We start from the raw sequence: 14059 nt of genomic DNA on the forward strand, positions 1-14059 counted from the left end.
ATGTATGAAAATTTCAATAGGTTGTGACCATATCGTTACAGAAATAAAGGATCATATCGTGAAATATCTAACCGATAAAGGGCATGAAGTCATTGATAATGGAACATATGATAAAGAACGAACGCATTATCCAATCTATGGTAAAAAAACAGCTGAAGTAGTAGCGACTGGTGAAGCAGATGTAGGAATAGTAATTTGTGGAACCGGTGTTGGAATTTCTGTTAGTGCAAACAAAGTGAAAGGAATACGTGCAGCATTGGTAGGAGATGTAGAAACTGCCAGATATGCAAAAGAATCCCTTAATGCAAATGTATTGGCTATGGGAGGACGAATTGTAGGACTCGGTGTTATTGAAAATACAATTGATGTCTTCTTAGGAACGAAATATAAAGAAACAGAAGAAAACAAAGCATTAATTGAAAGAATAGACTCCATTGATATGAATCAAGATTTGGTACAAGATGAACACTTTTTCGATGAGTTTATCGAAAAATGGGATCAAGGTGTATACCATAAGTAAGAAATAGATAAAAGAGAAAAAAAGGGAGGTGATGCTATGAATGAAATTAAATCATTATTTAATAAAGAATTAATTTTTATCGAAAGTGCTGAAAGTCAGTCGGATATTTTCACTTATATTGGAAATGTGCTAATTGAAAAAGGAAAGGTGAAACCGGACTTTGTGAAAGCAATCAAAGAGAGAGAAAAGAATTATCCCACCGGATTGGATTTAAGCCCAGTAAGCAATGACATCCCAAATGCGGCTATACCACATACGGAAACAGAATATTGTAAAAGTAAGCACATCGTTTTTGTAAAATTAAATGAGGGTGTTAGGTGGAATAATATGATAGCACCGGAACAGGAAATGGAAGTTAAATATTTATTTTTCATTATAAATGATGAAAAAGATAATCAAACGAATGTGCTTTCAGAAATAATGACTTTTGTAACAGATGCAAGTAAGTTAAAATCTTTGGAATCTATGAACTCCGAAAACGAAATCTATCAGTTTTTAGTAGGACAAAAAAATAAAAAACTAAAGGGAGCGGTTACAAATGATTAAAATTTTAGCAGCGTGCGGAGCAGGTATTAATTCAAGTCATCAAATAAAAACAGCTATTGAAGAGGAAATGAAAAAAAGAGGGCATAAAGTTCAAGTAGATGCGGTAGTAATCAAGGATATAAATGAAGCAATGATGAAGCAATATGATATTTTTACTCCAATATCCAAAACGAAATTTAGCTTTGATATTACGATTCCAACTGTGGAAGCTGGACCAATATTATATCGTATGGCAGCGATGGCTGATCCAGTTTTTGACGAATTGGAAAGCGTTATCAAGAAATTAAATAAATAGAATGATAGGGCTGATCCTCCTTAGCCCTATTCATATCTACTATATAAGGAGAGAATTTAGTTATGTTAGAAAAGATAATAGAATTTGCTAATATGATCTTCGACCCTTTAATAGCATTAGGCGCGGCTCCGATGATGTTTATTTTGTTAACTATATTTGCACTTTTAATGCGTGTCAAAGTAGGCCGAGCACTTGAAGGTGGGCTGAAACTGGCTATTGCCTTAACAGGAATTGGTGCAGTAATTGATATGTTAACAGGGGAATTTGCCCCTGCCTTGGAAGATTTCGTCTTAGCAACTGGTATTGAATTAAATATAACGGATGTTGGTTGGGCGCCTCTAGCAACTATTACATGGGGATCAGCATACACGTTGTTTTTCTTATTAATACTGGTTGTTATAAATCTGGTTATGCTCGTTATTAATAAAACAAATACACTAGACGTAGATATATTTAACTTCTGGCATTTATCAATTATTGGATTACTCGTCATGTACTATTCAAATAACTTATTGTTGGCGACATTATTGGTTACGATGCTTGGTGTTATGAAATTTATCAATGCAGATGCTATGAAACCAACATTTAATGATTTACTAGATATGCCTGAATCGAATCCGACAACAACAACACACTTAAATTTCATGCTTAATCCAGTAATTATGCTTTTCGATAAGTTTTTTGAAAAAGTACTTCCATTTCTTGATAAATACGATTTTGATGCGGCATGGTTAAATGAAAAAATAGGGTTCTGGGGGAGTAAGTTTGCCATTGGTATTTATTTAGGAGCTTTTGTTGGTATTTTAGGTCAGCAATCACCACAAGCAATATTCAGTCTTGCATTTATTGGCGGGGTTTCATTAGAGCTCTTCTCCATTGTGGGGACATGGTTTATTTCAGCGATGGAACCAATATCACAAGGAATTACCGATTTTATGGGGAAACGATTAAAAGGAAGAAAGTTCAATATTGGTATAGATTGGCCGTTCGTAGCTGCTCGTGCTGAAATGTGGGCTGCTGCAAACATTATTGCGCCAATTATGCTAATCATCGCTTTATTCTTACCAGGAAATGAAATACTTCCTTTAGGCGGAATCATAGCAATCGGATTAACACCTGCATTGTTGGTTGTTTGTCGAGGAAAGATCATGCGAATGATATTAATTGGAGCATTCATGGTACCAATATTTTTATGGTCAGGAACTGCAATTGCACCATTCGTAACAGATACAGCAGCATCAGTAGGAGCATCACCAGCTGGAATAGAGGAGGGGGCTCTTATCACGCACTCCACATTGGAGGGACCAGTCGAAAAATTCCTTGGGATTTTAGTAGGTCAAGCTGGTGAAGATTTTAGTATAGGTCCTGTTCTTACTGCTTTAGGAGCTATTGCAGCTTATATTCTACTATTCATATGGTATATCAGACAAATGAAAAAACGTAATAAGGTATATAAAGAAGAAAAAGAAAATGAAGCAGAAGCGGTATAGGCTAGGATTTATAAGGAGTTAGATAGTAGGACGAGAATTCTAGCTCCTTTCTTAATACAAATTTTTATAGCACACAATTTAGATAATGGACTCGATTTAAAAAGATAAATTTTAAACGTTAAGGGAGATATTATCAAATGACAATGAGTGAACTTAAAACAAAACGGTTAAATAAATTAATGAATGAAAATGGTTACTTCAGTGCATTAGCCATTGATCAAAGAGGTGCATTAAAACGCATGATGGGTGAAGATTCGACACAGGAACAAATCGAATCGTTTAAGTCACTTGTTTCGGGAAAATTAACACCTCACGCTTCTGCAATTCTACTAGATCCCGAATATGGTTGGCCAGCAGTAGGAACTAAGGATGAAAAATGCGGGCTGTTAGTTGCTTACGAAAAAACAGGTTATGACACGACAGAAAAAGGCCGTATGCCCAGCTTGCTTCCGGAATGGTCTGTGAAACGCCTTGTAGAAAAAGGAGCAGATGGTATTAAAATATTAATCTATCATGATATCGATGATAATAGTGGAGTTAACGATAGCAAAGATATATTTATAGAAAGAATTGCATCAGAATGTGTGGCTGAAGATGTACCCTTTTTCCTGGAAATTTTAACATATTCAGAAGAAATAGAGGACACTAAGGGAAAAGAATACGCTAAGTCTAAGCCACATAAAGTAATCGGATCGATGAAGCATTTTGCTGATGAGCGTTTTGGTGTAGATGTTTTAAAAGTCGAAGTACCAGTCAATATGAATTATGTTGAAGGTTATAATGAAGGAGAAATACTTCATAAAAAAGAAGAAGCAGCAAAAATATTTAAAGAACAAAGCGATGCTACTAACATCCCCTATATATTTCTTAGTGCAGGCGTAAGCTCAGAATTATTCCAGGAAACATTGAAATTTGCGAAACAAGCAGAAGCAGAATTTCACGGTGTGTTATGTGGTAGAGCTACTTGGAGTGGTGCAGCTCATCTATACAAAGAAAAAGGAGAGAAGGCGGCCTCAGATTGGCTTGATTCAGAAGGAAAGAGAAATATTTCTAGTCTAAATAACGTTCTTGCCTCTACCGCTTCTGATTGTGGTTTTTAATAATGTTCGCTCGAATGATAGTGGTCATTCGGGTGATTCTATTCATTAAATAAATACTTACCAATAGTAGAATGAGGTGGCAACATTGATTTTAACTATAACATTAAACCCATCTGTCGATATTAGTTATAAGCCAAATACATTTACATTGGATTCAGTAACAAGAGTCAAAGATGTTTCCAAAACAGCTGGTGGAAAAGGATTGAATGTAAGTCGCGTGTTGCAACAGCTTGGAGAAAGCGTTGCAGCTACAGGGTTTCTTGGTGGCAGTTTAGGAAAGTTTATTAGCAAAGAAATTACTGCACAGGGAATCCAGGATTATTTTATCGGAATAGATGGAGAAACACGTAACTGCATTGCGATTATTCATGATGGTCAGCAAACAGAATTATTGGAAGCTGGACCAACAATCTTAGAGCAGGAAGAAACACGATTTTTGAATACATTTTCTGAATATGCACGACAAGCTGAGATCGTTACTATTTCCGGAAGTCTGCCACAAGGATTAGCAATTGAGTTTTATCAAAAGATAATCGAGATAGCAACCAGTTATGATAGCCCGGTATTGCTCGATACAAAAGGTGAATTACTTAAAAGTACGCTTAAAGGTAAAATCAAACCGTATCTGATCAAACCGAATCAAGATGAACTAGGTGATTTGTTTGGGCGTAAATTAATAGATGAATCCGATGTTGTTAAAGCTTTAAAATCAGAACTGTTCTTAGATGTACCGTGGATTGTAGTCACACTTGGAGCTGATGGGGCGTTCGTAAAACATAAAAATATGCTGTATCGCGTGTATATACCTCCAATCGATGCAATTAATCCAGTTGGTTCTGGAGACTCTGTGATCGCAGGTTTTGCGGCTGGAATATCAAGAGGTTATACAGATAAGAATCTAATTAAATTCGGATTGGCAATGGGTGTGTTAAATGCGATAGAAGAAAAAACGGGGTATGTAGACCCAGAAAACATAGAATGGTGTGTAGGAGAGATGGATATTATTGAGTTTTAAGGTTGTTGAACCAGAAAAAGATGAGAATGGCGTTTATTTACAAGTCTTTGCAGATCCAGAAAACAATGAAAAAAATACCATTATAGGGATTACGGATCCGAGTTTTGAAGTTAGTACAGATGATTATGTAAAAGTAACTGGTGTTATTCAAGATACATTCGAAGGTGAAAATGTGTTTGGCGGTAATGTTAATGCATCGGTTGTTTTGGCAGATATTGCGGAGGTGGTTGATTATGTAATAGCGGTATCGCCAGCCATCGAAACAATTGAAGTTGACGATGGAAGAGAACAATAGCTTCTATGATACTGGTCTACCGGAGTTACAATCTGATATTTTGCCGGGTATAGAAAAAGATGGTGTGATTAATTTCCCGACGATTGAGCCCGATACAAATGAGATGATATTACATACGGAGGGATCTATAGTAATTATGATTTGGATTTTGAACTATTTACCTTTGAGATCAGCAAGGAGTAGGCTTTTCTGTATTAGGTCGACTTTGTAAAATGGAGCGGGTTCGAAAGGGGTTCCCTATTAGCGTCGAGCAGAAAGCCCCAATAATGTCAGTGGACGAATGATTTAGGCAGGCTGTCGGGAATTTGAAGCAGGTGAATATTGCAGAGAGTGCTGGAGATATATTGTGGATTTAATTGTTAGCAGAGACTGGGTACGCTGAAGGTGCCTGGTCTTTTTTGTGTGAAACAACGCAGGTAAGTCAACCTAGATAGGTTATTTATGAGGAATCGAGTCATATGATAGGGATAGAGTTATATATTGATGGAGTGAAATCTCTGTTGGGGTGACGTGGATGTAGATGTGTATTTGGAAAATTATAGGCTGCCATATTAAATCAAAATAACAATGCTGAATTTTTTGAATAAATATTGACAAAACGTTCTAATCACATTAAAGTATAAGAAAACGTATTATGTCGACATAGTGATTTCTACCGCCTACGCTTATCAATTCATTTAAAAGCAGCAGTTCTGAGATTTTGTATTCCATTAATTGATAACGCTTACAAATGGATTTTAATATGAAAGGGGGATTCGTCATGCATGGATTAACATTTGCCACCTGGTTTTGGTTGCTTGTTCCGATGTTAGCGACCGTCGTTCTGTCTTTGATCAGCTTGATAAGAGTAAGGAGGGGTAAGAATGACTATTGATACGCCGACATTAATGACCTTTATCATATACATCATTGGCATGTTGATTATCGGTATTATATTTTACCGTACGACAAACAATTTATCTGATTATGTACTTGGGGGAAGAAAGTTAAATAGCTGGGTTGCTGCGTTAAGTGCCGGGGCATCTGATATGAGCGCTTTTATGGTCCTTGGGGTTCCAGGAGCCATTTACTTATCAGGGATGAGCGAATTATGGTTGCCGGTGGGCTTAACATTGGGCGCTTATCTCAATTGGCAGTTTCTTGCCAAACGTCTGCGTCGTTATACGGAGATTGCCGGCAATTCGATTACGCTCCCCGACTTCCTGGAGAACCGCTTTCGGGACGAAACAACAGTGACGCAAACGAAAATATTACGCATTGTATCGGCTTTTTTTATCCTTTTATTTTTTACATTTTATACATCTTCCGGGCTTGTTGGTGGGGCAACACTTTTCTCCACTACATTCGGCTGGGAATATCAAACGGCTTTATGGATCGGTGCTGTTGTCATTATTTCTTACACGTTTTTAGGAGGATTTATGGCTGTTAGTCTTACCGATTTCATCCAGGGAATACTAATGTTTTTAGGTTTGATCATTGTTCCGATTGTTGCGATTACGAAGATGGGTGGTTGGAACGAGACCGTTTCAGCTGTTGGGGAGATTGATCCTTCCTATTTAGATGCTTTTGCTGGGACGTCGGCTATCGCAATCATTTCTTTACTCGCATGGGGCCTTGGTTACTTTGGTCAACCGCATATTATTACGCGTTTTATGGCGATTCGATCAGAAAAAGATATCCCTGCTGCACGTTTTATTGGGATGTCATGGATGACGTTTGGTCTTTTGGGAGCGATATTTGTCGGCTTTATCGGCATTGCCTACTTTGAAGGAGCAGGCCCTGGCACCCCGCTGGATGATCATGAAACTGTCTATATATTTTTTTCTCAGCTGCTTTTTAATCCTTGGATCGCCGGTATTTTACTTGCTGCAATACTGGCCGCGATTATGAGTACCATCGATTCTCAGCTTCTCGTGTCATCAAGTGCGCTTACCGAGGATTTTTACAGAGGGTTGATCAAACCCAACGCTTCTGAAAGTGAACTGGTATGGATTGGCCGATTCGGAGTTCTAGTAATCGCCTTGATCGCGACCTTTTTGGCGATGGATCCTGATAGCACGGTTCTTGAACTTGTTGAATATGCTTGGGCTGGATTTGGAGCCGCATTTGGTCCGGTAATGTTATTTAGCGTCTTCTGGCGTCGCATGACCGCTTGGGGAGCGATTACCGGAATAACTGTCGGTGGATTGACAGTTATTGTATGGAATTTCTTTGAAGGTGGCTTGTTCGATCTTTATGAAATTGTCCCGGGATTTGTACTGGGAAGCTTGGCGATCATTATTGTCAGCATGCTCGGAAAACGGCCATCTGATAAAATTTTGGAAGAATTTGATTTCGTTGATAACGCGACATATGATGAAGAGAAAGGAAAATACGTTAGAAAAGGTTAAGGGGAATTTGAATTATTATAAAGGGGGTACGGCAACAATCAGGAATCAAACATTTGGAATAGTTGCTGTATTCTCTTCTTTTTATACAATGGATCATACATGATTTCAATCAGTTCAGCAGCTATATTATTTGGAAAAAACTACGCTCCATTATATCATTCTTTTAATTAAATTAATTTAACTAAATATGTTAAAATAGTGGCATAAAATAGGAATGGGAGGAGCACCTATGCAGCGCGGAACATTCCAATTAATGAAATCGGTAAACAAATCAAACATCCTAAATAAAATACGTAAATCGGAACCAACTTCTAGGGCTTAAATTGCAAAGGAAGATGGAGCTTACGCCACTTACAGTGAGTAGTACTGTGAAAGAACTACTCAAACAGGAAATTATAGGCGTACGTCATGGTTAATCCACATGAAAAATATCATTCAATTACCAGGTATCCATTTGGTGTTGAATGGTCAGTTCCCTCCATTTTTAGAAAGAGGCTGGGACAAAACAAACGTGTTTCATTAAAAAGACGAACATTATCAAACTTAGCGTAGGAAATATGCGGAGACTTCAGCGGGAGGGAAGGCATAGGTGAGACACCGTAGTGCGATAGCAATCTTTTTTGCGAGGAGTGCTGCCCCTCGAAGTCGCTTGCAACACGACGAGCACAAGGAGGCTCACCAGCCGCCCTAAGGTGCGCGAAGGATATTTTTAGAAGCGATGTATGTTCGGAATTTATTTGTTAAAAACACTTTTGTCCCAGCCCCTTTCTTTTTTAATGCTATACTGAAATGAAATATAGATTTATCATAAGGCAGATGCAGGAGATGACAAAGAGGTTATTACTAACTGGATTTATACCTTTCCTTGATTTTGCAATTAATCCGACAATGAAAATTGCAAAGGAATTAAATGGTATAACTATTGGGGAGTATACAGTGATTTTCCATGTACTCTAAGTAGATTTTTACCAGGCAGGAAAACAGCTCTTGCAATTGATGAACGAGACAATACCGGATGCGGTTATTTTGCTGGGACTTGCCGGAGCAAGGTTCAAGATTCATCCGGAAAGAATTACAGTGGATGTGAATGACGGGCCTTATGTGCGGACAAATTATCTTCCAGCTTGTTTTATCCATATCCCTGTATCACAGGAACTTGCTATTGAGAACGGAATAAATATCAAGTTGGAACTATGATGATTTGAAGAGGGATGTTATTTGTATAGAGACTTTATTGGAAATAATGGAATAGAACATACTATACTTTACAACGGAACAGTGATAATATTTTTATTATATATCCGTATAATCAATAATTTATTTAAATAAGCAAAAAATCAATAAAACGATAGAGAGGGGAAAAGTTATGTATTCCAATATTCTTAGACATCCTGGGCCTACTCCAATTCCTAAAGAAGTGGAACGGGCAATGGGGCAAAATATGATTAGTCATCGTTCAGAGGAATTTACCAAGTTATATCAAGAAGCGACAGAACGTGTGAAACCCTTATTCGGGACGAAGCAAGATATTATGCTTCTTCCTTCAGGCGGGACAGCAGCATTAGAAGCAGCTGTAGCCAATACCTCCTCCGTTGGTGATGAAGTAGTTGTTGTCACGATAGGTGCTTTTGGGAACTATTTTGTTTCGATCTGTGAAAAACATGGTTTGCATGTTCATAAACTTGAAAAAAACTGGGGAGAAGCTTGTACAAAAGAAGAACTCGCTAACTTTTTAAAACCTTTGTCTGGTATCAAGGCTGTTTTTGTGACCTATAATGAAACGTCTACGGGCATTTTAAATCCGGTCAAGCAATTGGCAGATGCGGTACACGAGCACTCAGACGCTTTATTTGTTGTGGATGGGGTAAGCTGTATTGGAGGAGCTCCTGCAGAAATGGATGCGTGGGGTATCGATATTTTAGTAACCGGATCACAAAAAGCAATCATGCTTCCTCCAGGACTTGCTTTCGTAGCTGTAAGTGAAAAAGCTTGGAAAGTCATAGAGGCTAATCGGACGACTGTCTATTATTTAGATTTATTAAGTTATCGTGAATGGGCGGAAAAATCAATGACACCGAATACACCAGCTATTTCATTGATTATGGGGTTATCTGCTGTGTGTGATTTAATTGAAGAGGAAGGTGGATTTGCCAAAACAGTAGAACGGCATGAACTCATGAAAAATATGGTTCGGAAAGCGATGAAGGCACTTTCTATTGATTTGTTAACAAGCGATAAATATGCATCACCAACATTAACGACGATTTGTGCTCCAAAGGGGTTGGATCTGTCAGCCTATTTAACACACTTGAAGAAGGAGTACCATCTTGATTTTGCTGGAGGGCTTGGCCATCTACAAGGCAAAGTTTTTAGGTTTGGACATATGGGATATTGCTTCCCTAGTGATATACTTCAAGCAGTTTCCTTAATAGAAGCAGGTCTACAGGACTTTTCCTACCAATTTGAGAGTGGCGCAGGAGTGAAGGCGGCGCAAAATGTTTTCTTGTCCTCCTTAAAAAAATAATCTATAAATCGCAAATGAGGATAACGTGTGATTTTGTTCCTGTTTGCAACAAGGGGAATCCGATTCAATAAATCAAGCAACAAGATATGTTTTTTCAAAAACAACGATTAAAAGAAGAACTTCTGATAAATACTAGAGGTTCTTCTTTTATATCTGTAAATGCACGAATCCTTTTAAGTACTAATGAGGTATATCATCTTCTAAATTAAATTAACTTAACTAACTATGTTATAATGAACCTATATATATTACTAGTTAAACGGAGGAACTTTCATGCAGCGTGGCACATTTCAGCTAATGAAATCAGTAAACAAATCAAACATCCTAAATAAAATACGTAAATCTGAACCTATTTCCAGAGCACAAATTGCAAAAGAGACGAAGCTTACGCCACCTACAGTAAGTAGTATTGTGAAAGAACTACTTGAACAGGGCATAATAAGGGAGAGTAATCTCGGGGATTCAAAAGGTGGAAGAAAACCAACCATGCTTCTTATTAATAAGGATGCTTTCTATATTATTGGAGTAGATGCCGGACCGGAAAGAGTGGAATGCATTCTTGCTGATTTATCAGGAGAAGTATTTGAGCGAATGTCAAGCAAGCTAAGAAAACCCGTATCAAATGATCAATTCATTACGATTTTAAAAGAAAATATCAATAAAATTTTACAATCATCAATGACAGACAAGGAAAAGGTTATGGGTATTGGTGTGGCGATGCATGGGGTTGTCGATGTAGAAACAGGCACTTCCCTTATTGCACCAAACTTAGACTTAAAAAATATCCCGATTAAAGCTGAACTTGAAAAAGCCTTTAACTTAATTGTGAAAGTAGAGAATGATGCACGGGCAATGGCGCTCGGTGAATCTTGGTTCGGCGGTCATGGTGATCTGGAGAGTATGGTTGCTGTTAACATTGGCCGCGGTGTAGGTTCGGGAGTTGTTATCCATGGAAAGTTATATCACGGGGCGCAGGACATCGCTGGCGAAATTGGTCATATGACTATTGATATGAATGGGACGATTTGTGAATGTGGCAATCGAGGCTGTCTACAAACATTTGCTAGTGGCGAGGCCATTGCAAAGAGAGCCCAAAAAGAAGTGCATGATGAGACAGAATCAGACACGCTAACAGGCCAACGTGTTCATGAATTAGCCCAACATGGAAATGAACCCTATATTCATGTTCTCGAAGAAACCGGGAGGGCAATCGGCATTGGTTTAACGAATTTAGTACATCTTATTAACCCCAGTGAAATCGTTTTGGGTGGTGGGGTAATGAAAAGTGAAAAATTCATCCTACCTGCCATTAAGCAAACAATTCAACAGCAAGCCCTTACAGAAGATTCGAAACAGACACAAGTAACAGTGACAAAGCTTGGTGACGATGCGACATTATTAGGTTCGGTTGCACTATTATTGGTGGAGTTATTTGATCCAGTTGAAAAAAGCTGAAGTAGGGTTTCGGCTTCAGCCATCATTCTCTCCTTCCAAAATAAGCCTTCCATTTGTATAAAACAAATGGAAGGCTTATTTTTTTGCAATATATTTTACACGAAAACTAAGTTATTTCGAACAATAGGTCAATATGAATGGCACTAGCTGTAAGTTGGTGGTAATTTACCTAAATTAATTACTATTTTCCAATAATAAGAAAATAATTTAGCAATTTTTGTTTGGTTATGAGTCTGTGTAATCATTTTCTGAGATGAAAATAAAGCATACCAAAAACAACCCATTGAATAAAGCTTAGATAATGATTTCTTTTTACAAACAGGGACTTTAACCCATGTAATAAACAAGGAAAAAGCATTACTATTCTATCAAATTTGAAAATTATATATATTTATATTAAAAAATCTATTATACTTGTGTTACCGCTATAAAAAATAGTGTTTTAACAAGTAGGAGGTGGTTTCTATTAAATTAGTTATTATGTTTACAACTACCAACTAGACTCTCGGATATTGAAATAAAACAGTGAAGGGGGAGCGCTAATAATGGTAAAGGGGAAAACCAAGCGTATCTATTTTATAGCTATTTTACTGCTTTTAATAGGAGTCTTAAACATTCCAACGGTTCAAATTGCTTCAACGAATGAATCAAATGATTCTGATTTTTTTAGTTCGTTTGAGCCTGGTGATCCAGAACCGAATTGGGAAAATACTGTAGAAGAGGACTCGGATGGTAATAAGATGACATCGGGTATTGATGGGAATCTACCACTTGAGGGTATTCAGGGGGACATCACAGATAACGTTGTAAATATCGAAGTACCTGGAGAAAATCCTCCAAATGAAACCAAAGAAAAATTAATTGATCGGGATATTAATTCGAAGTGGTTAATTTTTGAGGAGAGGGCATATATAGAACTTGAACTTCAAGAGCCTGACGCGGTGGTCAAATATGCATTAACATCGGCGGATGACTTTCCGGATAGGGATCCTAAAAATTGGCAATTATTAGGATCCAGGGATGGAGAGAATTGGACAACCCTTGACACTAGAACAGATGAGGATTTTGATGATCGTCATCAGACTAAAACCTACGAGGTTGAAAACACCACAGAATATTCGCATTATCGTGTAGAGATAACGGCTAATAATGGTGATTCCAGCTTACAATTGTCAGGAATTGCTATATCAAATGGGATTGATGTGCCCTCTCCACCACCTTCTGATATGAATTCATTGATCTCGACAGGTCCATCAAGTTCTTATACTGCTAATACGAATGCAGGATGGACCGGATTGAATGCGTTCGAATATTCTGGGTCTCATCTTTCCGACGATCGAGCGTATTCCTATAACAAGGTTTATGACGTTGACATTCCTGTTAAAGCAGATACTGCATTATCGTATTATATTCACCCTGAGTTTACTAATTCCGAGCACACGGATTATTCGAGTACTTATGCGGCGGTTGATCTAGCATTTTCCGATGGAACATATTTACATGAGCTTGATGCGTTGGATCAACATGGTATAAAGCTGAATCCACAAGATCAAGGAAACTCAGATACCTTGTATCCACACCAATGGAATTACAAAGAATCCAAGATCGGTGATGTGGCCGAAGGGAAAACGATTGAACGTATTCTTGTTGCTTATGATAAACCTGAAGGGTCGGCAGAGGCTGAAGAACCGATAACATTCAAAGGACATGTTGATGACATTCAGATAGAGGGAGATCCAGTCGAGGAAACCTATTCCAGATTGACGGACTACGTTGATACATTGAGGGGAACAAATGCGAACGGTACCTTTTCCCGTGGGAATAACATCCCTGCCGTTGCCGTTCCGCATGGCTTTAACTTCTGGACACCCGTGACGGATGCCGGTACAGACAGTTTCTTATATAACTATCATGAAGACAATAATGATGAAAACCTCCCGGAGCTTCAAGCACTCTCATTAAGCCATCAACCAAGTCCGTGGATGGGGGATCGACAGACATTCCAAGTGATGCCATCTGATACTACAGGAAAACCCAGTGAGAATCGGGAAGAGCGTGCGCTAGCTTTCGAACGAGACAATGAAATGGCAAAGCCTCATTATTATAGTGTGACATTTGAAAATGGCATTCAAGCAGAAATGACGCCGACCAATCACGCTGCAATGTTCAGATTTACGTTTGAGGATAACGCTTCTAATTTGATATTTGATAATATCAGTAATGATGGAGGGATTGACCTTGATCCTGAAAATGGCATAATGTCTGGTTATACAGATGTTAAAAGTGGACTTTCAACAGGGGCTACACGCATGTTTGTTTACGCAGCGTTCAATCAATCGGTCTCTGATAGTGGTATGTTAACGGATGAAGGCAGAGATGGTGTGGCCGCATATTACAAATTTGACACCACGGAATAAAAAGAAGTGACG

The 14059-nt window shown here is 38.1% G+C and carries 11 protein-coding genes and 1 pseudogene; all 12 read left to right on the top strand.

Annotated elements, in window-relative coordinates:
• The first annotated feature begins 4 nt into the window (after positions 1–4).
• The 12 genes and pseudogenes from lacB (at position 5) to KFZ56_RS07360 (ending at position 14047) form a co-directional block, all read left to right on the top strand.
• Positions 5–520, top strand: coding sequence for a galactose-6-phosphate isomerase subunit LacB (lacB, locus tag KFZ56_RS07305; protein WP_222641214.1), 516 nt, complete (start codon positions 5–7; stop codon positions 518–520).
• A gap of 36 nt (positions 521–556) precedes the next feature.
• The gene (locus KFZ56_RS07310) at positions 557–1066 is read left to right on the top strand and encodes a PTS sugar transporter subunit IIA (protein ID WP_222641216.1); all 510 of its coding nucleotides are present in this window, start codon (positions 557–559) and stop codon (positions 1064–1066) included.
• Positions 1059–1361, top strand: coding sequence for a PTS sugar transporter subunit IIB (locus tag KFZ56_RS07315; protein ID WP_222641218.1), 303 nt, complete (start codon positions 1059–1061; stop codon positions 1359–1361). Before KFZ56_RS07310 ends, KFZ56_RS07315 begins: the two co-directional genes overlap by 8 nt.
• Before the next feature lie 62 nt (positions 1362–1423).
• Positions 1424–2851 (top strand): PTS transporter subunit IIC, encoded by a 1428-nt coding sequence (locus tag KFZ56_RS07320; protein WP_255584911.1) that lies wholly within the window; start codon positions 1424–1426, stop codon positions 2849–2851.
• Positions 2852–2988: 137 nt separating this feature from the next.
• Entirely contained in the window at positions 2989–3951 is a 963-nt protein-coding gene (lacD, locus tag KFZ56_RS07325; RefSeq protein ID WP_222641219.1) for a tagatose-bisphosphate aldolase, read from the top strand.
• A gap of 85 nt (positions 3952–4036) precedes the next feature.
• Positions 4037–4966 carry a hexose kinase gene (locus KFZ56_RS07330; RefSeq protein WP_222641221.1) on the top strand — a complete coding sequence of 310 codons (930 nt, stop codon included), beginning with the start codon at positions 4037–4039 and terminating at the stop codon, positions 4964–4966.
• A complete protein-coding gene (locus KFZ56_RS07335) occupies positions 4956–5261 on the top strand; it encodes a hypothetical protein (RefSeq protein WP_222641223.1) in 306 nt (101 codons plus the stop codon). Before KFZ56_RS07330 ends, KFZ56_RS07335 begins: the two co-directional genes overlap by 11 nt.
• Positions 5262–6124: 863 nt before the next feature.
• Positions 6125–7651: a sodium/proline symporter PutP gene (gene putP, locus KFZ56_RS07340; RefSeq protein WP_222641226.1), complete on the top strand. Its 1527-nt coding sequence runs from the start codon at positions 6125–6127 to the stop codon at positions 7649–7651.
• 888 nt (positions 7652–8539) lie between these two features.
• Positions 8540–8848, top strand: a pseudogene (locus KFZ56_RS07345) (pyroglutamyl-peptidase I family protein).
• 169 nt (positions 8849–9017) lie between these two features.
• Positions 9018–10175 (top strand): pyridoxal-phosphate-dependent aminotransferase family protein, encoded by a 1158-nt coding sequence (locus tag KFZ56_RS07350; RefSeq protein ID WP_222641228.1) that lies wholly within the window; start codon positions 9018–9020, stop codon positions 10173–10175.
• 273 nt (positions 10176–10448) lie between these two features.
• Entirely contained in the window at positions 10449–11630 is a 1182-nt protein-coding gene (locus KFZ56_RS07355; RefSeq protein ID WP_222641230.1) for an ROK family transcriptional regulator, read from the top strand.
• A 545-nt stretch (positions 11631–12175) separates the two neighbouring features.
• On the top strand, positions 12176–14047 hold the full coding sequence (locus KFZ56_RS07360; RefSeq protein WP_222641232.1) for a discoidin domain-containing protein: 1872 nt from the start codon (positions 12176–12178) through the stop codon (positions 14045–14047).
• Positions 14048–14059 lie beyond the last annotated feature (12 nt).

Source organism: Virgibacillus sp. NKC19-3 (genome assembly GCF_019837165.1).
GTDB classification, from domain to species: Bacteria; Bacillota; Bacilli; order Bacillales; family Amphibacillaceae; genus Virgibacillus_L; species Virgibacillus_L saliphilus.